This window comes from Cupriavidus sp. 05L310 (assembly GCF_056398185.1).
Genome location: NZ_JBFTOX010000034.1, coordinates 78,011 through 99,285, shown reverse-complemented (window position 1 = coordinate 99,285; position 21,275 = coordinate 78,011). Strand labels below are relative to the sequence as shown.

18 protein-coding genes are annotated in these 21,275 nt (G+C 67.6%); 6 read left to right on the top strand and 12 right to left on the bottom strand.

The features are described from left to right. Positions 1 to 417 precede the first annotated feature (417 nt). From AC1DS6_RS24300 to AC1DS6_RS24265, 8 genes are all read right to left on the bottom strand, one after another. A complete protein-coding gene (locus AC1DS6_RS24300; RefSeq protein ID WP_477103315.1) occupies positions 418 to 1,404 on the bottom strand; it encodes an L-threonylcarbamoyladenylate synthase in 987 nt (328 codons plus the stop codon). A 114-nt stretch (positions 1,405 to 1,518) separates the two neighbouring features. Continuing rightward, the gene (locus AC1DS6_RS24295) at positions 1,519 to 2,763 is read right to left on the bottom strand and encodes a 5-(carboxyamino)imidazole ribonucleotide synthase (protein ID WP_477103314.1); all 1,245 of its coding nucleotides are present in this window, start codon (positions 2,761 to 2,763) and stop codon (positions 1,519 to 1,521) included. Positions 2,764 to 2,822: 59 nt separating this feature from the next. Beyond that, the gene (gene purE / locus AC1DS6_RS24290; RefSeq protein WP_035869268.1) at positions 2,823 to 3,320 is read right to left on the bottom strand and encodes a 5-(carboxyamino)imidazole ribonucleotide mutase; all 498 of its coding nucleotides are present in this window, start codon (positions 3,318 to 3,320) and stop codon (positions 2,823 to 2,825) included. Positions 3,321 to 3,380: 60 nt separating this feature from the next. Beyond that, on the bottom strand, positions 3,381 to 4,289 hold the full coding sequence (locus AC1DS6_RS24285; RefSeq protein WP_441635984.1) for a phosphoribosylaminoimidazolesuccinocarboxamide synthase: 909 nt from the start codon (positions 4,287 to 4,289) through the stop codon (positions 3,381 to 3,383). A 173-nt stretch (positions 4,290 to 4,462) separates the two neighbouring features. Beyond that, positions 4,463 to 5,527: a class II fructose-bisphosphate aldolase gene (fba, locus tag AC1DS6_RS24280; protein WP_045237234.1), complete on the bottom strand. Its 1,065-nt coding sequence runs from the start codon at positions 5,525 to 5,527 to the stop codon at positions 4,463 to 4,465. Between the two features lie 124 nt (positions 5,528 to 5,651). Beyond that, a complete protein-coding gene (gene pyk / locus AC1DS6_RS24275) occupies positions 5,652 to 7,088 on the bottom strand; it encodes a pyruvate kinase (protein ID WP_477103313.1) in 1,437 nt (478 codons plus the stop codon). A gap of 13 nt (positions 7,089 to 7,101) precedes the next feature. Beyond that, the gene (locus AC1DS6_RS24270; RefSeq protein ID WP_477103312.1) at positions 7,102 to 8,001 is read right to left on the bottom strand and encodes a DUF4349 domain-containing protein; all 900 of its coding nucleotides are present in this window, start codon (positions 7,999 to 8,001) and stop codon (positions 7,102 to 7,104) included. A gap of 32 nt (positions 8,002 to 8,033) precedes the next feature. Then, entirely contained in the window at positions 8,034 to 9,242 is a 1,209-nt protein-coding gene (locus AC1DS6_RS24265) for a phosphoglycerate kinase (protein WP_441629322.1), read from the bottom strand. Between the two features lie 351 nt (positions 9,243 to 9,593). On the opposite strand from AC1DS6_RS24265, the gene AC1DS6_RS24260 reads away from it, so the two are divergent. Further along, complete coding sequence (locus AC1DS6_RS24260) at positions 9,594 to 10,757, top strand: helix-turn-helix transcriptional regulator (RefSeq protein ID WP_441629320.1); 1,164 nt, start codon at positions 9,594 to 9,596, stop codon at positions 10,755 to 10,757. Here AC1DS6_RS24260 and AC1DS6_RS24255 read toward each other — a convergent pair. The 4 genes from AC1DS6_RS24255 to AC1DS6_RS24240 form a co-directional block, all read right to left on the bottom strand. Beyond that, a complete protein-coding gene (locus AC1DS6_RS24255; RefSeq protein ID WP_035869280.1) occupies positions 10,730 to 11,053 on the bottom strand; it encodes an AzlD domain-containing protein in 324 nt (107 codons plus the stop codon). The genes AC1DS6_RS24260 and AC1DS6_RS24255 overlap by 28 nt on opposite strands. Beyond that, positions 11,050 to 11,868, bottom strand: coding sequence for an AzlC family ABC transporter permease (locus AC1DS6_RS24250; protein ID WP_441629317.1), 819 nt, complete (start codon positions 11,866 to 11,868; stop codon positions 11,050 to 11,052). Before AC1DS6_RS24250 ends, AC1DS6_RS24255 begins: the two co-directional genes overlap by 4 nt. 228 nt (positions 11,869 to 12,096) lie before the next feature. After that, positions 12,097 to 13,122, bottom strand: coding sequence for a Bug family tripartite tricarboxylate transporter substrate binding protein (locus tag AC1DS6_RS24245; protein WP_441629315.1), 1,026 nt, complete (start codon positions 13,120 to 13,122; stop codon positions 12,097 to 12,099). Between the two features lie 177 nt (positions 13,123 to 13,299). Further along, a complete protein-coding gene (locus AC1DS6_RS24240; RefSeq protein WP_477103318.1) occupies positions 13,300 to 16,239 on the bottom strand; it encodes a DEAD/DEAH box helicase in 2,940 nt (979 codons plus the stop codon). A 1,080-nt stretch (positions 16,240 to 17,319) separates the two neighbouring features. On the opposite strand from AC1DS6_RS24240, the gene AC1DS6_RS24235 reads away from it, so the two are divergent. The 5 genes from AC1DS6_RS24235 to AC1DS6_RS24215 all read left to right on the top strand — a co-directional run bounded on the left by AC1DS6_RS24235 (position 17,320) and on the right by AC1DS6_RS24215 (position 21,264). Next, positions 17,320 to 18,240, top strand: a complete 921-nt coding sequence (locus tag AC1DS6_RS24235; protein WP_441629313.1) for a branched-chain amino acid transaminase — start codon at positions 17,320 to 17,322, stop codon at positions 18,238 to 18,240. A gap of 58 nt (positions 18,241 to 18,298) precedes the next feature. Beyond that, positions 18,299 to 18,493, top strand: a complete 195-nt coding sequence (locus AC1DS6_RS24230; RefSeq protein WP_035869287.1) for a zinc-finger domain-containing protein — start codon at positions 18,299 to 18,301, stop codon at positions 18,491 to 18,493. A 121-nt stretch (positions 18,494 to 18,614) separates the two neighbouring features. Then, positions 18,615 to 19,637 carry a lipopolysaccharide heptosyltransferase II gene (gene waaF / locus AC1DS6_RS24225; RefSeq protein WP_441629311.1) on the top strand — a complete coding sequence of 341 codons (1,023 nt, stop codon included), beginning with the start codon at positions 18,615 to 18,617 and terminating at the stop codon, positions 19,635 to 19,637. Positions 19,638 to 19,694: 57 nt separating this feature from the next. Continuing rightward, on the top strand, positions 19,695 to 20,135 hold the full coding sequence (locus AC1DS6_RS24220; RefSeq protein ID WP_035869293.1) for a YybH family protein: 441 nt from the start codon (positions 19,695 to 19,697) through the stop codon (positions 20,133 to 20,135). A 55-nt stretch (positions 20,136 to 20,190) separates the two neighbouring features. Beyond that, positions 20,191 to 21,264, top strand: a complete 1,074-nt coding sequence (locus AC1DS6_RS24215; protein WP_441629309.1) for a YheT family hydrolase — start codon at positions 20,191 to 20,193, stop codon at positions 21,262 to 21,264. Positions 21,265 to 21,275 lie beyond the last annotated feature (11 nt).

Sequence of the window (21,275 nt, the reverse complement as noted above, 5' to 3'; positions counted from 1 at the left end):
GGTTCCGTCGTGGGCGCGGTGGCACCGGGTGATATGCCCGAGGCCTTCACCACCGCGCCCGCCCCACCACGAAACCATGGGCATGTGATGTGTCGTGGTAGCCCGCGCCGGTAACGGCAGATGTGGGCATGGTCACCGCGCACGAGGTCAGGGGCATCACTACGAAACCCATGGGTCGTGCCATTGCGATGCCCTGCAAGCTGGTAACGGCAGATGCCAGCAGAACTGCGGCCGTACGACGAAACCAGCGTCCCTCGCACTCGCGATTGCTCTGCCCCCGGCAGGGTCGGCTTTCTTCTCGTTAGTCTTCTTTGCCGAGGCAAAGAAGAGTGACCGGCGTCCCCCGCAGGGGGATGTCGTACGCTCTTGGGTCCAACAACCAACACCGCCAAAACCAACGCCCCAAGACCGCCCCCCTTACCCCCCAAACGCAGCAGCAGCCCGCTGCAACCGATCCCTAACCCCATCCCACTCACACCCATCCGGCAAGACCTCAAACACCAGTCTCGAATACCCCTCCCGATCCAACCTCCGCAACAACCGATAAAGCTCTCGAGCATAAGCCTCGGCGTCGGCAGGCGCCTGCACCCAAACGCACCGCGGATCGGCAACCGCCTCGCCCCCCACCCATGCCACTTTGGCATCAGCAGGCAAATCCGCCAACTGGGCCGGCAAATCCGCAGCGGAAGACAACGCCAGCGAAGTATGCGGCGCATAGTGCGCCTTAAGCGTCCCCGAAGCCCGCGGCGCAGCGGCATCCGGCGGCAAGGGCGTCACGCCCAGGACCTGCGCCATCATCGCCGCCGTAATCGCGCCAGGTCGCAGCAATACGGGGCCAATGCCCTGCTCCAGCCGCGATAGATCCACGATGGTCGATTCAATGCCAACCTCCACCCCATCGCCTTCGAGCACAAAGACGGCGTCGCCAAACTCATCCCGCACATGCTGCGCGGTGGTCGGGCTGACCTGGCCGAACTTGTTTGCCGACGGCGCGGCAATGCCTCCTCGCCCGCGCTTGAAGCGTGCCAGCAGCGCCTGCGCGACGGGATGCGAGGGGCAACGCAGGCCGATGCTGTCCTGCCCGCCGGCCACCGCTGCCGGTATATGACTGGCGCGCTTGAGGATCAGCGTGAGCGGGCCAGGCCAGAAGGCGTCGATCAGTTGCTGCGCGGCCGGCGGCACGTCGTCGACCCAGTAGCTGATATCGCCGCCGTCCACCACGTGCACGATGATCGGATGGTTGGACGGCCGGCCCTTGGCCGCGTAGATGCGGGCGATGGCCTGGGGGTTTTCCGCGTCGGCGCCGAGGCCGTAGACCGTCTCGGTGGGAAAGGCGACCAGCTCGCCGGCTTCCAGCAGTTGGACCGCTTGGTCAAGTTCGGCGGACGTGGGCATGCGCGACATCGGGGATCTCTGGGGTGGGCGTTACTACGAAACTACAAAACTACGAAGCTACAAGACTACGAAAGCGGGAGAACCCGCCGGGCACGCCGACAGCGCACCCGACCGGGCAAGCCTTCACGACTCGATGTGCAGCGCCTTCAAGGCAGCGTCGAACGCGCGGCCCGCATCGGCGGCTTCGCCGCCCACGCAGTTCACATGGCCCATCTTGCGCGAGGGGCGCGCATCGTTCTTGCCGTACAGGTGCAGCTTGGCACCGGACTGCGCCACGACTTCGTCCCAGGCCGGCGTGCGCTCCAGACCGAACTCGAACCACACATCGCCCAGCAGGTTGAGCATCTTGCCCGCCGAATGCTGGCGCGTGCTGCCCAGCGGCAGGCGGGCCATGGCGCGCACCTGCTGCTCGAACTGGCTGGTTTCGCAGGCGTCCATGGTGATATGGCCCGAGTTGTGCGGGCGCGGCGCCATTTCGTTGGCAACCAGCGAGCCGTCCGTCAGCACGAAGAACTCGATGCACAGCACGCCCACATAGCCCATCTCGGTGGCGATGGTGGCGGCGGCTGCGCGGGCCCGCGCGGCGATCTCGTCGGAAACGCTCGTGGCGGGCATCACGGTGGAGAACAGGATGCCGTCGCGGTGCACGTTTTCGGCCAGCGGCCAGGTGGCGGTGCTGCCGTCGGCGGCACGCGCGGCCAGCACCGAGACCTCGTAGGCCAGCGGCAGCATCTTCTCCAGCACGCAGGGCACGTGCTGCATGGCGCGCCAGGCAGCACGCACGTCCTCGCGGCTCTTGACGCGGGCCTGGCCCTTGCCGTCGTAGCCCATGCGCGCGGTCTTCAGGATGCCCGGCAGCAGGTCTTCGGGCAACTGGTCGACGTCGGCGTCGTGCTGGATCACCCAGTGCGGCGCGGTGGGCACGCCAGTGCGCTCGGCGCAGGAGGCGAAGAACTTCTTCTCGCCGATGCGGTTCTGCGCGATCGACACGCAGTAGCCGCGCGGCGCCACGAAGGCGCCCAGTTGTTCGAGCCGGTCCAGCGAGAGCGACGGCACGTTCTCGAATTCGGTGCTCACCGCCGGGCACAGTCTGGCCATCTCGGCCAGCGCGGCTTCGTCGGTGTAGGCCGCGCAGATATGCTTCTCGGCGATGGTGCCGGCCGGGCTGTCCTGGTCCGGATCGAGCACGCAGACCTTGTAGCCCATCGCCTGGGCGGCATGGGTGAACATGCGGCCGAGCTGGCCGCCGCCCAGCATGCCGAGCCAGGCGCCGGGCAGCACCGGCGCGCTGGGGTTGTCGATGCCGAACTCGGCACGCGACTCCGGCGTGTGGGCTTCGACCAGGTGGGGATGGATATCGGTGGGCATTGCGCGTCTTTCCGGATTCGGGGCTTAAGCTAGTCGGCTGGTCTGGTGTTGCTTGCGTGTTATACCGGCAGCGTCATCGCGCGCGCAGCTTCGGTCTGCCTGGCACGGAATGCTTCCAGCGCCGCGGCCAGCGCGTCGTCGGTGGTGGCCAGCGTGGCGATGGCGTGCAGCGCGGCGTTGGCGGCGCCAGCCTCGCCGATGGCGAAGGTGGCGACGGGCACGCCCTTGGGCATCTGCACGATCGACAGCAACGAGTCCTCGCCGCGCAGGTAGCGCGACGGCACGGGCACGCCGAATACCGGCACGATGGTCTTGGCGGCGATCATGCCGGGCAGGTGCGCGGCACCGCCGGCACCGGCGATGATGGCGCGCAGGCCACGTTCACGCGCCGTGGCGGCGTACTCGAACATATCGTCGGCCATGCGGTGGGCGGATACCACGCGCGCTTCGAAGGCCACGCCGAAATCCTTCAGCATGGCGACCGCGTTCTGCATCACGTCCCAGTCGGAACTGCTGCCCATCACAACGCCGACCAGCGGCTTGGCTGTATTGCTCACGTTAAATCCTTAAATATCGTCTGGCGCCTGGTGGCGCCAGTCCTCGCCATCCGGCAATGATTACTGCAGTTCCTCGCCGGTCAGGCGCGTCAGCGCCTCGCGGTACTTGGCGGCGGTCTTCTCGATCACGTCGGCCGGCAGCGCCGGTGCCGGCGCGGTCTTGGGCCACGGCTTGCCGTCGATACGCACCGATTCCAGCCAGTCGCGCACGAACTGCTTGTCGAAGGACGGCGGGTTGGTGCCGACCTGGTAGGAATCCGCCGGCCAGAAGCGGGAGGAATCCGCGGTCAGCACTTCGTCCATCAGCGTCAGCGTGCCGTTCTCGTCCAGGCCGAACTCGAACTTGGTGTCGGCAATGATAATGCCGCGCGTGGCGGCATAGTCGGCCGCTTCCTTGTACAGGCGGATCGAGATGTCACGCATCTGGCGGGCCAGGTCGGCGCCGATGCGGGCTTCGGTTTCGGCGAAGGAGATGTTCTCGTCGTGCTCGCCCATCTCGGCCTTGGCGGCCGGGGTGAAGATCGGCTCGGGCAGCTTCTGCGCGTTCTGCAGGCCGGCGGGCAGTTCGATGCCGCAGACGCTGCCGGTAGCCTGGTAATCCTTCCATCCGCTGCCGGCCAGGTAGCCGCGCACCACCGCTTCCACCAGGATCGGCTTGAGGCGCTTGACCACCACGGCGCGGCCTTGCACCTGCTCGACCTCGGCCGGGCTCACGACGCTCTCGGCGGAGACATCGGTCTCGTGGTTCGGCACGATGTGGGCCAGCTTCTTGAACCAGAAGTTGGCCATCTGGTTGAGCACGCGGCCCTTGGCCGGGATCGGCTCGCCCAGGATGACGTCGAAGGCCGACAGGCGGTCGGTGGTGACGATCAGCAGCTTGTCGTCGCCGACGGCGTAGTTGTCGCGGACCTTGCCGTGACCGAGCAGCGGCAGCGAAGTGATGGAGGACTGATAGAGAGCGTTCGACATGGTGGTTCCGATAGGAGGCACTAACAGAATGATCCCGAGTGATCCTGAGTGACCCGGCGCATCATTTTGTTAGTGCCTCTCGGGCCCCGGCAACATGCGCCGGGGCCTGAAAAGCGTCGTCCCCGCGCCTCTCCTTGTTACGGGATCAGGGCGGGGACGGCACGGGGTTCGGCTTACTGCACGACCTGGGCGAGTTCGCCCGACTTGTACTTCTGCGCGACGGCGTCCAGCGAGACCGGCTTGATCTTGGATGCCTGGCCTTCGCAGCCGAAGGCGATGTAGCGTGCCTTGCAAACCAGCTTGGCGGCTTCGCGGGCCGGCTTCAGGTACTCGCGCGGATCGAACTTGCTGGGGTTCTCGGCAAAGAAGCGGCGGATCGCGCCGGTCATGGCAAGGCGGATATCGGTGTCGATATTGATCTTGCGCACGCCGAACTTGATGGCTTCCTGGATTTCCTCGACCGGCACGCCGTAGGTTTCCTTCATGTCGCCGCCGAACTGGCGGATTTCGGCCAGCAGTTCCTGGGGCACCGAGGACGAGCCGTGCATCACCAGGTGGGTGTTGGGGATGCGGGCGTGGATTTCCTTGATGCGGTTGATCGCCAGGATGTCGCCGGTGGGCTTGCGGGTGAACTTGTAGGCGCCGTGCGAGGTGCCGATGGCGATGGCCAGGGCGTCGAGCTGGGTGGCCTTGACGAAGTCGGCGGCCTGTTCCGGGTCGGTCAGCAGCATGGAGTGATCCAGCTTGCCTTCGGCGCCGATGCCGTCTTCCTCGCCGGCTTCGCCGGTTTCGAGCGAGCCCAGGCAGCCAAGTTCGCCTTCGACGGTCACGCCGATGGCGTGCGACATCTGCACCACCTTGCGGGTTACGTCGACGTTGTATTCGTAGTCGGCCGGGGTCTTGCCGTCTTCACGCAGCGAGCCGTCCATCATCACGGAGGAGAAACCCAGGTCGATCGCGGCCTGGCAGATCACCGGCGACTGGCCGTGATCCTGGTGCATCACCACCGGGATATGCGGGTAGGCTTCCACGGCGGCTTCGATCAGATGGCGCAGGAAGTGCTCGCCGGCATACTTGCGCGCGCCGGCGGAGGCTTGCATGATCACCGGCGCATTGACCTCGTCGGCGGCCTGCATGATGGCCTGAACCTGTTCCAGGTTGTTCACGTTGAAAGCGGGCAGACCGTAGCCGTTTTCGGCGGCGTGGTCGAGCAGCTGGCGCATCGATACGAGTGGCATGTCAAAACTCCTAAAGAAAGAATGGGGTGTCTCGGTATTCGTTTATTCGTCTTCGCATATTGGCTATGCGTGTGCGGCTGATCCTACGTGCACGGCGGCCGGCGTTCTGTCCGGCGCGGCACACTCAGGCGCCGACGCGGACAATCTTCAGCGTATTGGTGCCGCCCGGCTGGCCCATCGGCTCGCCAATGGTCAGCACGATAAAATCGCCGCGCTGCACAACGCCGCGCGACAGCAAGAGTTCCTCGGCCTGCTCCAGCGCGGTATCGCGGTCGGCGCTGGCTTCCAGCGGCAGCGGCACCACATTGCGGTAGAGCTGCATCTTGCGCTGCGAGGCCACGTTGGGCGTCATCGCGTAGATCGGCACATGGATGCGGTGCCGGCTCATCCACAGCGCGGTGGCGCCGGAATCGGTCAGCGCGGCGATGGCCTTCACCTGCAAATGATAGGCGGTGAACAGCGCGCCCATGGCGATCGACTGGTCGATGCGGCCAAAGGTCTGGTTGAGGAAATCGGTGTCGAGCTGGACCACCTCGGATTTCTCCGCCTCGACGCAGACCGCGGCCATGGCTTCCACGGTTTCCACCGGATAGCGGCCGGCGGCGGTCTCGGCCGACAGCATCACGGCGTCGGTGCCGTCCAGCACGGCGTTGGCCACGTCCGACACCTCGGCGCGCGTCGGCACCGGGTTGACGATCATGCTCTCCATCATCTGGGTAGCGGTGATGGTCAGCTTGTTGGCCTCGCGCGCCAGCCGGATCATGCGCTTTTGCAGCGCCGGCACGGCCGCGTTGCCCACTTCCACGGCCAGGTCGCCGCGGGCCACCATGATGCCGTCGGAGGCCTGCAGGATCTCTTCCAGCACGCCCGGGCGGATCGCCTCGGCGCGCTCGATCTTGGCGATCATGCGAGCCTTGTGCTGGTGCGGCTGGCCGGCCACGGCGGCGAGCTGGCGGGCCATTTCCATATCGGTGGCGTTCTTGGGAAAGCTCACCGCGACATAGTCCGCGCCCAGCGCCATGGCAGTCTTGATGTCGTCCATGTCCTTGGCGGTCAGCGCCGGCGCCGACAGGCCGCCGCCCTGGCGGTTGATGCCCTTGTTGTTGGACAGCTCGCCGCCGATCCGGACCGTGGTGAAGATCTCGTGGCCGAGCACGCGGTCCACCACCAGCACGATCAGGCCGTCGTTGAGCAGCAGCAGGTCGCCCGGGCCCACGTCGCGCGGCAGGTCTTCATAATCCAGGCCCGCCCGCTCCTGGTTGCCCAGGGTGCAGGTGGAATCAAGGATGAAAGCGTCGCCCGGCTGCAGCGTGATCTTGCCGTTCTCGAACTTGCCGACGCGGATCTTCGGCCCTTGCAGGTCGGCCATGATGGCGACTTCCCGGCCGCAGGCCCGGGCCGCCTCGCGCACCAGGCGGGCGCGCTCGATATGGTCCGCGGCTACGCCGTGGGAGAAGTTCAGGCGCACCACGTCGACCCCTGCCGCGATCATGCGCGTGAGCATTTCCAGCGTGCTGGAGGCGGGACCGATGGTGGCGACAATCTTGGTCGAGCGGGTCATTGGCAAATCTTCCTTATCGAGGGCCAGCGCCGTCCGGCGGCGCCGGCACGGCTTGCTTCCTGCGCGCCACGCGGCGCCGGCGCCAGGCCAGCGCCAGCCACAGCAGCGGCACGCCAACCAGCAGCCAGGGCAGCGCGCCGGCGGCCACGCGGATCAGCACGGCCAGGCTGCCGAGGAACAACTCGGCGATATCGTTAAAAGCGTCGCGCAGCGGCGATACCTTTCGTTGGCTGACAAAGCTCTCGCGCGCAATAAAGTCGATACGGACTTCGTTGCGGTCGGTTTGCGCCGCCAGCATCTTGCGCAGGCCGTGGATGGTATCCAGTTCGCCCTGCACGCGCGCCAGTTCGCGCTCCAGCTCGATCACGTCGCGCAGCGGACCGCGCGCGTTCTGCAGCATGGCACGCAGGCGGTCGCGCAGCTCGGTGGTGTTCTTGATGCGGGCCTCGGCATCGATCACCTGGTCGGTCTTGTCTTCGCTCGACACGGCGTTGGATACCACCGTGCCGCCTTGCTCCGCCGCTTTCAGCAGGTCCGGCAAGGATTTCGGCGCGATGCGCGCGCGCAGCTCGCCACGCGGCGATGCGCCATCGCGGCTGCGCGTGAAACCCGCCTCCAGCAACTCGCAGCCCAGCGCCTGGCAACGTTGCACCACGCTCTTCCAGCCGGCCTCCAGGGCATCGGCGGTATTCTCCACCGTCAATGCGTACTTGAGCGCGAGGTAGCGGCGCTCCGCTTCCTGCTGCTCTCCCTGTCCACCCTGCCCGCGCGCCATTTCCGCCGCCGCCATGCCCGCGGCCGGCGCGGCAGCCAGGGTGCGCCCGTCGGGCGCGCCGCCCGGGCGGCCGCAGGCGGCCAGGGCCAGCAGCATCGCGGCCAGCAGCAACGCTGCAAGGCCGCGCCTGCCGCCCATGTCCCCGCCAATCCCCCGCAGAGCCGCCACCCTCAGCCCGCGGCGCGCTGTTCCAGCACCTCGAAAGCGGGCAGCTTCTTGCCCTCCAGGAACTCCAGGAAGGCGCCACCGCCGGTGGAGATATAGCCCACGCGGTCAGCGATGCCATATTTGGCGATGGCCGCCAGCGTGTCGCCGCCACCGGCGATCGAGAAGGCCCTGGACTCGGCAATGGCATGCGCCAGCACCTGCGTGCCGTTGCTGAACTGGTCGAATTCGAACACGCCGACCGGGCCGTTCCACACGATGGTGCCGGCGGCCTTGAGCTGCTCGGCCAGCATCTGCGCGGTCTTGGGGCCAATGTCGAGGATCATGTCGTCGTCGGCCACTTCCTTCGCGTCCTTGACGGTAGCCGTGGCGGTGGCGCTGAATTCCTTGGCGCACACCACGTCCACGGGAATCGGCACCGAAGCGCCGCGCGCGGCCATCAGGTCGATGATGGTGCGGGCGTCGGCCACCAGGTCCGGCTCGGCCAGCGACTTGCCGATCTTGAGGCCGGCCGCCAGCATGAAGGTATTGGCGATGCCGCCGCCAACGATCAGGTTGTCGACCTTGCTGGCCAGCGTCTTGAGGATGGTCAGCTTGGTGGACACCTTGGAACCGGCCACGATCGCCACCAGCGGGCGCGCAGGCTGGCCCAGGGCCTTGCCCAGCGCATCGATCTCGGCAGCCAGCAGCGGGCCGGCGCAGGCGATGGGGGCGTACCTGGCGATACCGTGGGTGGTGGCCTCCGCGCGGTGCGCGGTGCCGAAGGCGTCGTTCACATAGACGTCGCACAGCCTGGCCATCTTCTGCGCCAGTTCGTCGCTGTTCTTCTTCTCGCCCTTGTTGATGCGGCAGTTTTCCAGCAGCACTACTTCACCGGGCTTGACCTGGCTGACTTCGCCGGTGCCGTCGACCCAGTTCTGCACGAGCTTGACGGGCTTGCCGAGCAGTTCGCCCAGGCGCGCGGCTACGGGGGCAAGCGAATCCTCGGGCTTGAACTCGCCCTCGGTGGGGCGGCCCAGGTGCGACGTCACCATGATGGCAGCGCCGGCCTTGAGGCAAGCCTCGATGGCGGGCACCGAGGCGCGGATACGGGTGTCTTCGGTGATATTGCCGGCGTCATCCTGCGGCACGTTCAGGTCGGCGCGGATAAAAACACGCTTGCCGGCAATTTTGCCTTCGGAGATGAGATCGGAAAGACGCAGGACAGAGGTCATGGCGGTGGCTGGGGAGCGAAAATCGGGGAAAATCGGCATTTTACCTGATCGCAAGAGCCATTTTGCGCGATTGGAACCACGATGCACCCTGCCGTGAGTGCTGCAATCGCCGCATGCGGCGAACGACGTGCCGCGTCCTTGCAACGCACCCCCTGAAAGGAGGGTGCGACAATCGGCCTGCGTCTCGTACGCTCATGTCGAAGCGCGCGATGTATGCACAAAATATGCACGCAAAAACATAGCCGGAGGCCCGCTACAGACGGGACCCAAGGCACGGAGCCGGGCACGCCCGAATGAGCGGCGTCGGCGCCACACGGCTGATGCCGTTGTCGCGAAGGCAGGGGGGTAATCATGAACGAAGACATGCACGGGGCAATCCGTGGCTTGTACGAAGGGATTCTTGACGCGCAGGCGTGGCAGCAAAGCTTGTACACCATGAGCGGCATCGTTGGCAGCGCGCATGCATCGATGATCGTGCGCGACACGGATCGCGACCTGATGACGGTCAATGAAATGGTGCGCCCGGTACAGGAGTTGTTCAGCGCCTACGAAAAGGAGTTCCACGAAATCGACCCGGGCAAGCTGTTCGCCCACAACCTGAGCCCCGGCGAGTGGTACATCGACGTGCGCGATTTCGGCGAGGGCGCGATGCAGCGCAGCCCGTTCTACCGCGACTTCTTCCACCGCTTCGGCCTGTGCTCCTATGCGGCCTGCCTGGTGGAGCGAAAGCCGCACTACGAAGTGTATTTCTCCCTGCAGCGCGCCTTCTCGCAGGGCATGTTCACGGCAGCGGACGTCAGCGCGCTGGACTGGGCGCTGCCCCATATGCGCAGCGCCATAGCCATGCGCGATCGTACCGTCGAGCTGTCCACGCTGGCGCAGCTATCGGCGCAAATCCTGGAACGGCTGTCGTTTGGCGTGATCGCCTTCTCGCCCGAGCGCCGCGTCTTGCTGAGCAACAGCATCGGTGAGCGCTGGGTGCGGCGGCTCGACCCCGCCGGCAAGACCAGCGAGTGGCAGCTGTCGCGCTCGCTGCCGGACATGATAGCCGCGGCCTGCTCGCTCCAAAGCACGGTGCCGGCACAGGCCGCGATGGCACGCCATGCCGATGGCGGCAGCGCGCAGCTGATCGTGATGCCGCTGCCGCCGTCCCATATCTTCGCGCTGCCCTGGCAAAAGCCCAGTGCGCTGGTGGTGATCCATGAAGACGCGCATGCGCCGGTGCAACTCCCGCACCTGCTGCGCGAAATCTACGGCCTGACCCCGGCCGAGATCCGCCTGGCCACCCTGCTGGCCACCGGCATCGGCCTGCCCGAAGCCAGCGAGCGCCTGCGTGTGCGGCATGAGACCGCGCGCAGCCAGCTCAAGGCGGTATTCCTCAAGACCGGCGCCACCACGCAGGCCCGCCTGACACGGATGCTGACCCAGCTGAGTACCGCGCTCGGGCCCGGCACGGGAACCCCTGCTCCGGAATCCGCGCCCGACGCTCAACCGAGCAATCGAAGCGCTGTATAGACCGCCATGCCTGCCGCGATCATGCCAACCATGCGCCGCGTCAGCAGGTAGAACACCAGGGCGACCGCCCCGGCCACCAGCTTGTAGTTGCCCGGCGCAATGGTGAAATGCCCCTGCCACGTCATCAGGTCGGGCAGGATGATGGCCGCCAGCGCCGCCGCCGGCGCGTAGCGCAGCGCGCGCTGGATGCGGTCGGGCACCGTCACGCGCTCGCCCGCCATCAGGAACAGCGCGCGGGTGACGATGGTCACCACCGCCATGCCCACCAGCGCGACCCAGATCTCGAGATGGCTCATGAACGGTCCTCGGCCGACTGGGGAGGCACCTGCGCCGCCGCATGCTCCAGCTTGCGGCGGCGGATACCGCGCAAGGTCGCCCGGGCCGCCAGTTCGTCGCTGGCCATGCCGGCCGCGATCGCGCCCACCACTGCCGCCACCAGGCCCAGCCGGTAAGGCAAGTGAAAGCACAGCAGCGCCAGGGTCGAAGCCACCGCCACCGCCAGCATCGTGGAACGCGAGTTGATGGTGGAGACCATGACCGGGATCAGCGCGAGGGTACCGGCCAGCCCAAGGCCCCAGCTATCCGGGAACGCGCTGGCCAGCACGATGCCGATGATGGACGAGACCTGCCACATGGCGAAGTTGGTCAGCGCCATGCCCCAGAAGTAGCCCTCCTTGCCCGGCTCGTGGCCCGGCGTGGCATAGCGCTGCATGAAGTAGACGAAATGCAGGTCGCCGTTGAAGGACCCCAGCAGGGTGCGGCGCCACAGCGGCAGGTAACTGAAATGCGGCTGCAGTCCCGCACTGAAGATGACAAATCGCAGGTTGACGATGGCGGCGGTCAGCCAGACCGTCCACAACGGCAAACCCGCCGCGAACAGCGGCAGCACCGACAACTGGGCCGAGCCCGCGTAGACCAGCAGCGACATGCCGATCGCCTCGGGCACGTTCATCACCGATTTGCTCATGGCCACGCCGGTCACCAGCCCCCAGGAGAACACCGCGGGCAGGGACGGGGCGAAATAGCGCGCGCCCTCGATAAAGCCGGCCCGCTCGGCCGGGGCAATACGATGCCAGGGACGCAGCAGGGCCTGGGGCGGTCGGAATGTCATGTTCTAAGGTCTTGGGGGGAAGCGGCGCCGGCTCCGCCACAGTGGAAAGCCTGGGGCACGTGAGTTGCCCGACGGGCGGGGCGCGCGGGCAAGGCCCCATTATAGGGCCAGCCCCGGCCACTCGTAAGCAACCGCTTAACAGATTCGCCGTTGCCCTTGGCTGGGGTGCCTGCAAATAAAAAGCCCCCGCATGCGGGGGCCCTGCAGGTGGGGACGGCCGTGCGGGATTCAGTCGATCGAGGCGCCCACGCTCTTCACCACGCCGGCCCACTTCTGGCGATCCGCCTTCACGGTGGCCCGGAACTGTTCGACCGTCTCGATCCGCGGCGAATTGCCGGCATCGATCAGTTTCTGCCGGATCGCCGGCGTTTCCAGCGCGACCTGGACCGCGTCATTGATCTTCTTGCTGATCCTGGCGTCCAGTCCCTTGGGTCCGAAGAAACCAAACCAGATAGTGCTGTTAAACCCGGCCAGGCCACTCTCGGCAATCGTCGGCACCTCCGGGATCACCGCCACTCGGTTCCTGGTGGTCACGCCCAGCAGCCGGACCTTCCCCGCCCTGTATTGCGGCAACACGCTCTGCACCTGATTAAAAATGCAGCAAACCTCGCCCTTTAGCACGGCCTGCAACGCATCCGGGCCGCCCTTGTACGGCACGTGGACCATGTCCAGGCCGGCGCGCGCATTGAACTCGGCGAAGGCCAGGTGGGTGCCGGTACCGTTGCCGGTGGACGCGTAGTTGTACTTGCCCGGATTGGCCTTGACCTTCTCGATGAATTCCTTCACCGACTTCACGTCGATCACGGACGGGTTGACCGTCAGCACATTGGACACTTCCACCAATGGTGCCACGGGCGTGAAATCGGCCTCGGCGTCGAACGGCAGGCTCTTATACAGGGCCGGGTTGATGCCGTGGGTGGCGGCGGTGCCGAGCAGCAGCGTGTAGCCGTCGGGCTTGGCGTGCGCGACCACTTCGGAGGCCACGTTGCCGCCCGCGCCGGGGCGGTAGTCATAAATGATGGTGGTCTTGAGCGACTTCTGCAGCGATTCCTGCAGGGTGCGGCCGACCATGTCCACGCCCGAACCGGCGGTAAAGCCCATCAGGATGGTAATCGGCTGGGCGGGCCATGCCGGGTCCTGGGCACGGGCCGGCGCGGCCAGCGTGCAAAGCGCGGCCAGGGCGCCCAGACCGGCTGCCAGGCGAGAAACCGGGCGGGAAACAAGGGAAATGCGGCGGGATGCAATGCGGAGCATGGGGGTACCGTCGGAAAAATGAATGCGGGTCGGGGCTGCCGGCCGGGGTCTGGCGCCCCGGGCCAAAACAGCAAGATACCAACGATCCGCCGCATTACCAACGATGGAGTTCGCTTGAAGGTATGCCATGTTGGTATAAGCAGACATGGAGCGGAATCGCGATGGGCAACGACGCCCCTAGTTGCGCAGCAGACCCACCAGTTCGTCGATGTCTGGCAGCGCGGCCGCCGTGCCGGTCAAGCCGTCCCCGCCCTCCCCGATCTCCAGGATGCCGTCGGCCAGCGCCCGCTTGCCGTGGTGCAGCGCAAGGATGCGCTCCTCGATGGTGCCCGCGCTGATCAGCCGGTACACCGTCACCGGCCGCTGCTGCCCGATGCGGTGGGCGCGGCCCATGGCCTGGTCCTCGGCGGCCGGGTTCCACCACGGGTCGGCGATGATCACGTAGTCCGCCGCGGTCAGGTTGAGGCCGAAACCACCGGCCTTCAGGCTGATCAGGAAGACATCGCCCTGCCCCGCCTGGAAAGCCGCCACGCGCCGGGTGCGCTCGGCTGCCGGCGTGGCGCCGTCCAGGTACTGCCACGCCAGCCCGGCCTCGTCCAGTCCCCGGCGCAGCAACTGCAGGAAGTCGACAAACTGGCTGAACACCAGCGTCTTGTGGCCGTTGGCGGCCAGTTCGCCGGCCAGTTGCACGAACGCGCGCACCTTGGCGCCCTCCTGCCCCAGATCCAGCTCGGGCGTGACCAGGCGCGCGTCGCAGGCGGCACGGCGCAGCCGCATCAGTTGCGCCAGCACATGGATGCGTGCCTCGGCGCCGGGCTGGCCGGAGGCGGTCCGGCGCGCCTTCGGGCCGCTGACCGCTGCCTCGGCTTCGGCCAGCGCCTGGCGGCGCAGCGCTTCATAGTGAGCCGCCTCGACCGGCTCCGGCTCGATGCGCAAGACCAGTTCGGTGCGTGGCGGCAGTTCGTCCAGCACCTGGGCCTTGGTCCGGCGCAGCACGAACGGCGCGATCATGCGGCGCAGCCGCTGGGCCGCCTCGCGCACGCCGTTGCGCTCGATCGGCACGGCGAAGTATTCGTTGAAGCGGACCAGCGAGCCAAGCAGGCCCGGGTTGCAGAAGCGCATGATCGACCACAACTCGGCCAGGCGGTTTTCCACCGGCGTGCCCGACAGCGCCATGCGGAAGCCGGAGCGCAGCTCGAACATCGCCTGCGAGCGCTTGGTGGCGGCGTTCTTGAAGGCCTGCGCCTCGTCGGCCACCACCGTGTGCCATTCCCGCTTGCAGAACGCTTCCCGGGCCTGGAGCAACAAGGTGTACGAGACGATCACCATGTCATGCGGGCCGGCGTGTTCCAGCAAGGCCGCGCGCTCGCCCTCGGCATAGATGTGCACGCGCAGCGTCGGCGCGAAGCGCCGCGCCTCCTCGGCCCAGTTGCCGCAGACCGAGGTCGGCGCGATGACCAGCGCGGCGCCGCCGTCCGCCCGCGCCAGCATCACCGCCAGCGCCTGCAGGGTCTTGCCCAGTCCCATGTCGTCGGCCAGGCAGGCGCCGAAACCGGCTTCGGCCAGCGACATGGCCCAGCGGAAGCCGTCCTCCTGGTAAGGCCGCAACTCGGCGGCAAGGTTGGCAGGCAGCCGGGCATCGCCGTCGCGCGCCCGGCGCAGGCGCGCCACGCGCTGGCGGAAATGCGCGTCGGGATCGATGCCCGCGCCGGCCAGCACATCGTCCAGCCAGGGCGCCGCCATCAGCGGCACCTTGATGCCGCCGGGCACGCTGTGCGCCACGCTCGCGAGGTCGCGCAGCCGCGCGCGCAGGCTGCGCGTGAGCGCCACGTAGACGCCCTGGCCCATCGGCATGAAGCGCCCCGCATGGCTGCCGGCCCACGCCAGCAACTGGCCGAGCTGCAGCACCAGCCCCTCGGCCACGCTCAACTCGCCGACCAGCTTGAACCATTCGCTCTCGGTTTCGATATGCACCGCCAGTTGCGGGATGTCGGCGCCCACCACCCGTATTTCCTTGCCCCTGGGCCACTCCACCGCCAGCACGCCAGGCAGCCCGGGCAGCTGCTCGACCACCGACAGCGCTTCCTCCGGGTCGGCCAGGGTCCAGTCGTATTCGCCGCTCTCGGGCGAGCGCGGCACCAGGAAAGGCAGCGCGTCAAAGACTTCGGCCACGTGGGTCAGCTCGGACTTGAGATCGCGCACCGTGGCGAGGCTCTCCCCCTTGACCGCCGCCATCAGCCGTTCGCGCCCGCTGCCCGGCGCCAGCCGTGGCCCGAGCGGACCGAGCGGCGTCACCACCAGGCGCAGGGCCAGGCCCTCGCCCAGCGGCGACAGCTCGGCCCGCAGACGGCTCTCGGTCTCGAGTTCGCGGGCGCTGCCGTCGTGGTCAGAGTGCACCTGGAAATGGCCGGACAGCGCGCGCAGCGTGGCGTCGAGCTGGGCATGCGCTTCGGCTGGCACCGCCAGCCCGTCGGCGATCAGTTGCGCCGCGCCTTGCTGCGCGGGCGTCAGCCGGATCACGCGCAGGCGCTGCGAGCCTTCGCGCAGCACGGTGATCTGGCGCAAGGCCTCGGCATCCGCGCGGCTGCCGGCGGGCAGGAAGCTGTCCAGCGCCGGCGCCTCCCGCACCGGCGGCGAGACCCGCAGCGTATAGCGCCCGCCCTGGCGCACGACTTCCAGCGTGGGCGCCCCTTCCACCACTTCCAGCGTCTGCTCGGGCGCTTGCGCCAGCACGACGCCAGGATGCCCGACCAGGGCGAGCATGGCCGCGGCGCGATCGAGTACGTAGCGCCGGTGATAGGACTGGTCACGGCGGACCGCGCGGGCTACGCGGGCATCCCAGGGCTCCAGGCGGTCGTCCTCGGCGAGCCGGGCCAGCGGCAGCGGCCGCGGCTTGTTCCAGCCGCGCGGACCGCGCAGCTGCTCCAGCGGCTCGATGGTGCCGAGCGCGCCGTCGGCGTCCAGGCTGAGCGCCCACAAGATGCGGCTGGCACTGGCGCCGTCGGGCGCGCGCGCCTCGCCCGCAAGGGTCTGCAGCGCTTCGAGCGCCAGCCGCCAGCTCTCCTGGCGCTGGCCGGCGAAGAAGACGTCCGGCACCGGCTCGCCGGCCTCCAGCATCCGGGCCGCATTGAGTTGCTGCCCGAACCAGCGCAGGCCACAGGCTTGCAGACGGACATGCAGGCCGTCGATGGCTTCGGCGCGGGCCGCCGCTGGCTGGCGGCGTCCGCTGGCTTGCGCCACATCGCCCAGCCAGGCGCGCAGCATCACGCGCCAGAATTGCGCGAGCGGCGGCACTTCGGGACGCAACTCAAATGCGGCTTCGTCCAGGCGAGCGTCGCCGCGATGCACCGCGAGCGCATGACACCACAGCCCCCAGCGCCCGGTAGGCGCAGGGGTGCGCGAGCCGGCTTCCGCCTGGCAGAACTTGCGTGCCTGATCGAGGTGCGCGGGCGTGCGCTGGGCGAGCAAGGACAGCGGGTAGTATGGCGCCAGCGCGGGCGACAGCAAGCCGGTGCGCTGGCCGCGCTCGGTTCGCAGGCTCTTGAGCGCGGCTTCGAAACCGGCCTGGGCCCCCGCCCAGTCGCCATCCCCGGCATGCGTAAAGGCATGCAGCGCCAGCGCCTGGCCGCTGCCGGGCACCGTGGCCAGCACCGCCAGCGCACGCTGGCGCTCGCCGCCATACAGCAAGCCCTCGGCCAGCACCCCGCGTAACCGCCCCGGCACCGTGGCGAATTCGCCGTCGCCGCGTGCCTGCGCATCGGCCAGGTAGTCCAGATAGGGCCGCAGGGCCGGGTCCCAGTCCGCATACAGCGCATCCAGCACCGCGTGCAGCATGCGCCAGCGCCACGGCGATACCACCCGCGCCAGCGCCGCCGGCCCGCCGCTGCCCAGCGCCGCGGATACCAGCAGCCGGGGCAGGCCGGAACCCGTCTCCCATGGCGCCAGCAATTCGTCGATCTCCGCCTCCGGCGCCCCGGCGAAAAGCATCCCGCGCAGCCGTTCGGCGCGCACACCGGCAAGCGGATCGGAATCAGAGGCGGCGGGTCGTGATGATGGCGAAAGGGGCACGGGTGGCGGTGGCGGCATACACAATGTGACGATTTTAGACCCCCGCGAGCCCGCGCCCGCGTTGGCACAAGGGGTCCCGGGGTTTACAATGCCTCCTTTGCATTGCTGACGGCCTCACGGAGAAGAACCATGTCGATGGCGGATCGCGACGGAAAAATCTGGATGGACGGCAAGCTGATCGAGTGGCGCGACGCCAAGATCCACGTGCTGACCCATACCCTGCACTACGGCATGGGCGTGTTCGAGGGCGTACGCGCCTACAAGACGCCGGCCGGGACCGCGATCTTCCGCCTCAAGGAGCACACTCGCCGCCTGTTCAACTCGGCCAAGATCTTCCAGATGCAGATGCCGTTCGACGAGGCCACGCTGGCGGCGGCGCAACGCGAGGTGGTGAAAGCCAACCAGCTCGAATCCTGCTACATCCGCCCGCTGGTCTGGATCGGCTCTGAAAAGCTCGGCGTCTCGGCCAGGGGCAACACCATCCACGTGGCGATCGCCGCATGGCCCTGGGGCGCCTACCTGGGCGAAGAAGGCATGGAGCGCGGCATCCGCGTCAAGACCTCCTCCTTCACCCGCCATCACGTCAATGTCTCGCTGGTGCGGGCCAAGGCCAGCGGCTATTACATCAACTCGATCCTGGCCAACCAGGAAGCCACCAGCCTCGGCTACGACGAGGCCCTGCTGCTGGATACCGAAGGCTATGTGAGCGAAGGCTCGGGCGAGAACGTGTTCGTGGTGCGCAACGGCGTGATCTATACGCCTGACCTGGCCTCGTGCCTGGACGGCATCACCCGCGACGCGATCCTCACCATCGCCCACGATCTCGGCATCGAGGTGCGCGAGAAGCGCATCACGCGCGACGAAGTGTACTGCTCGGACGAAGCGTTCTTCACCGGCACCGCCGCCGAAGTCACGCCGATCCGCGAACTCGACGACCGCGTCATCGGCGAAGGCCGGCGCGGCCCGGTGACCAAGCGCATCCAGGATGCCTTCTTCGCCGCCGTCGGTGGCACCAGCGAACAATACAAGCACTGGCTGACCCTGGTCTGAACACCGGCCAGCCACTTACCTAGTCCTGACAAAAGACCAAGTCCATCCCCGCAACACCATGACGCAAACCGCATCCGTAATCGAAATCGGCGCAGAAGATCTTCCCCTGCACTGCCCCACCGGCAATACGCCCGCCTGGAATTACCATCCGCGCGTCTTCCTCGACGTGACCGACACCGGCGAGGTGAAATGCCCATACTGCGGTACCGTCTACAAGCTCAAGCCAGGCACCGTCATCAAGGGTCACCACTGACACGGCTCGCGTTTCACCGCACCACCCCGATGCTCCGGCCCGCCAAGCGGCGCGCCGGAGCGTTGGCGTGCGTGGCGCGCGCAGACCGCGCCACGCCCATTCTTCCGGCAGCGCCCCATTCATGAAAAAAGCCCTCGTCATCGCCCCCAACTGGATCGGCGACGCCCTGATGGCGCAGCCGCTCTTCGCGCTGATGAAAGCGCGCCATCCGCGCCTGCAGATCGACGCACTCGCCCCCAAATGGGTGGCGCCGGTGCTGGCACGCATGCCCGAGATCCACCAGGTATTCCCCAGCGAACTGGCGCACGGCAAGCTGCAACTCTCCGCACGGCTGATGTTCGCCCAGCAGCTCAAGAACGAAGGCTACGACGCGGCCTACGTGCTGCCCAATTCGCTCAAGTCGGCCCTGATTCCCTGGCTGGCCGGCATCCCGCTGCGCGTGGGCTATCGCGGCGAAGCGCGCTTCGGCCTGCTCAATATCCGCCACGGCAACCCGCCGCGCGACCACCGCCCGCCCATGGTCGAGCACTACGCGCGGCTGGCGCTCAAGCCAGGCGCGCGCCTGCCCGAAGACCTGCCCGAGCCGCGCCTGCGCATCGACCCGGTGCGCATGGCCAAGACCGCGGAGCGCTTCGGCATTGCGCCGCAGACCCGCCTGATCGCCTTCTGCCCGGGTGCGGAATTCGGCCCGGCCAAGCGCTGGCCGGCGGCGCACTTCGCGGAACTGGCGCAGATGCTCAAGCGCTCGTTCCCGTATGCGCAGATCATCACGCTTGGCTCGCCCAAGGATGCCGCGATCGCCGACGAGATCGTCAAAGGCGCGCCGTTCGTGCGCAATCTCTGCGGCCAGACCTCGCTCGACGACGCCGTCGACCTGCTGGCGATGGCCGAAGGCGCCGTATGCAACGACTCCGGCCTGATGCACGTCACCGCGGCGCTGAACCGGCCGCAGGTGGCGGTGTTCGGCTCCAGTGACCCACGCCACACTCCCCCGCTGTCGCAGGCTGCGAGTATCATGTGGCTGCAGCTCGAATGCAGTCCGTGCTTCAAGCGTGAGTGCCCCCTCGGACACTTGCGGTGCCTGAAGGACATCGAGCCCGAAATGGTGTTTGTGGAGCTGCGCAAGCTCCTGCACCGGGCCTGAAGCGCTGACCCGCCGTTCGTAATCATCCGGCCAACGAATCCCTGAGCCCAGTCCACCATGCCTCGTTTTGCCCGCCTGTTCGATTCCGCCGAAGACATCGTAGAAGCCTTTCGCGAGGCCATGAAGCTGCGCGATGCGGACGGCGCCCTGCGCCTGTGGCTGGATGAGGATTCGGTAACGTGCGTGATGCCCGACGGCCAGCGCCTGATCGGCCACGAGCACCTGCGCCAGGCCTTCGCGCAGTTGCTGGCCTTGCAGCCGGTGCTGATCGACGTGATCGAGACCAGCAGCCACACCTCGATGGGGGTCGCCATCTTCGACGTGACCGAAGCCCTGCGCTTCGGCGACGACCGCATCGAAGCCGACCTCTACGTGCACACCACCTATGTGCTGATGCAGAACCACGAGGGCTGGCGACTGGCGCATATCCATTGCAGCCCGGCCAACGCCAGCCAGGTCGCCACCGTCAGCACGGCGCCGGGCCAGGCGCTTCACTAGCGGGATCCGGCGCGGCGCCACGGCCCGGCAGCCCGCCAGCTCCAAGCATCCAGGCATGAGCCAGCTTCCGCCATCGCACCACAGCCCCCCAGGGGCGGTGTCACCCGTTCCGGGCGCCTCCTCGTTCGGCGGCGGCCGCCGCATGCCGTGGTGGCTCTCCGGCGGCCACGCCCAGACCATCATCCCGGCGCGCTTCACGCAGCGCCCTGCGCGCGTGGCCTTCAAGCGCGAGCGCTGGACCGCGCCCGACGACGACTTCGTCGACCTCGACTGGACCACGCACCCGGTGGCGCCCGATACCCCGCTGCTGGTGATGTTCCACGGCCTGGAAGGCGACTCTGGCAGCCACTACGCGCAGGCCATGATGCATGCGCTGGCCGCGCGCGGATGGCAGGGCGTGGTCCCGCACTTTCGCGGCTGCTCGGGAGAGCTGAACCTGGCGCCGCGTTTCTATCACTCCGGCGACTCGGAGGAGGTCCACTGGATCCTGGAACGGCTGCACAGGCAGTATTGCGCGCATGGGCGCAAGCTGCTGGTGGTCGGCATCTCGCTGGGCGGCAATGCCCTGCTGCGCCTGCTCGGCGAACAGGGCAGCGGCGCGGCCTTCATCGGCGCCGCGGCGTCGGTGTCGGCGCCGCTGGACCTGGCCGGCGGTGGCGCGGCGCTGTCGCAGGGCTTCAACATGCTGTACACGCGCATGTTCCTGCAAACCCTCAAGCGCAAGTCCCTGGCCAAGCTAAAGCAGTATCCCGGCCTGTTCGACCGGGAAGCCATGCTCGCCAGCCGCGACCTGTACGCCTTCGACAATATCGTCACGGCGCCGCTGCATGGCTTTCGCGACACCGACGATTACTGGGCGCGCGCCTCCAGCAAGCCCGTGCTCGACCGCATCGCCGTGCCCACGCTGGTGCTCAACGCGCGCAACGACCCCTTCCTGCCGGCGCGCCACCTGCCGGGCCCGGCCGACGTCAGCCCGCAGGTCTGGCTGGAGCAGCCAGAGCACGGTGGTCACGTCGGTTTCATGACGCCGCGCGAAGATAAGCTGCGCGTGTTGCCGGTACTGCCCTATGCGGGGCATATCGAGTGGCTGCCGGCGCGCATCCTGCGGTTTTTCGACGCCGTGGCTTAGCGCGCCGGCGC

Excerpts from the sequence above, each read along its gene's own strand:
- AC1DS6_RS24235 (WP_441629313.1), top strand. The coding sequence starts at position 17,320 with ATGTCGATGGCGGATCGCGACGGAAAAATCTGGATGGACGGCAAGCTG.
- AC1DS6_RS24255 (WP_035869280.1), bottom strand. The coding sequence starts at position 11,053 with ATGAGCCATCTCGAGATCTGGGTCGCGCTGGTGGGCATGGCGGTGGTG.
- AC1DS6_RS24295 (WP_477103314.1), bottom strand. The coding sequence starts at position 2,763 with ATGCCCACCGATATCCATCCCCACCTGGTCGAAGCCCACACGCCGGAG.
- waaF (WP_441629311.1), top strand. The coding sequence starts at position 18,615 with ATGAAAAAAGCCCTCGTCATCGCCCCCAACTGGATCGGCGACGCCCTG.
- AC1DS6_RS24300 (WP_477103315.1), bottom strand. The coding sequence starts at position 1,404 with ATGTCGCGCATGCCCACGTCCGCCGAACTTGACCAAGCGGTCCAACTG.
- AC1DS6_RS24265 (WP_441629322.1), bottom strand. The coding sequence starts at position 9,242 with ATGACCTCTGTCCTGCGTCTTTCCGATCTCATCTCCGAAGGCAAAATT.
- AC1DS6_RS24215 (WP_441629309.1), top strand. The coding sequence starts at position 20,191 with ATGAGCCAGCTTCCGCCATCGCACCACAGCCCCCCAGGGGCGGTGTCA.
- AC1DS6_RS24240 (WP_477103318.1), bottom strand. The coding sequence starts at position 16,239 with ATGCTGGAGGCCGGCGAGCCGGTGCCGGACGTCTTCTTCGCCGGCCAG.
- fba (WP_045237234.1), bottom strand. The coding sequence starts at position 5,527 with ATGCCACTCGTATCGATGCGCCAGCTGCTCGACCACGCCGCCGAAAAC.
- pyk (WP_477103313.1), bottom strand. The coding sequence starts at position 7,088 with ATGACCCGCTCGACCAAGATTGTCGCCACCATCGGTCCCGCCTCCAGC.
- AC1DS6_RS24260 (WP_441629320.1), top strand. The coding sequence starts at position 9,594 with ATGAACGAAGACATGCACGGGGCAATCCGTGGCTTGTACGAAGGGATT.
- AC1DS6_RS24245 (WP_441629315.1), bottom strand. The coding sequence starts at position 13,122 with ATGCTCCGCATTGCATCCCGCCGCATTTCCCTTGTTTCCCGCCCGGTT.
- AC1DS6_RS24250 (WP_441629317.1), bottom strand. The coding sequence starts at position 11,868 with ATGACATTCCGACCGCCCCAGGCCCTGCTGCGTCCCTGGCATCGTATT.
- AC1DS6_RS24230 (WP_035869287.1), top strand. The coding sequence starts at position 18,299 with ATGACGCAAACCGCATCCGTAATCGAAATCGGCGCAGAAGATCTTCCC.
- AC1DS6_RS24270 (WP_477103312.1), bottom strand. The coding sequence starts at position 8,001 with ATGGGCGGCAGGCGCGGCCTTGCAGCGTTGCTGCTGGCCGCGATGCTG.
- AC1DS6_RS24220 (WP_035869293.1), top strand. The coding sequence starts at position 19,695 with ATGCCTCGTTTTGCCCGCCTGTTCGATTCCGCCGAAGACATCGTAGAA.
- AC1DS6_RS24285 (WP_441635984.1), bottom strand. The coding sequence starts at position 4,289 with ATGTCGAACGCTCTCTATCAGTCCTCCATCACTTCGCTGCCGCTGCTC.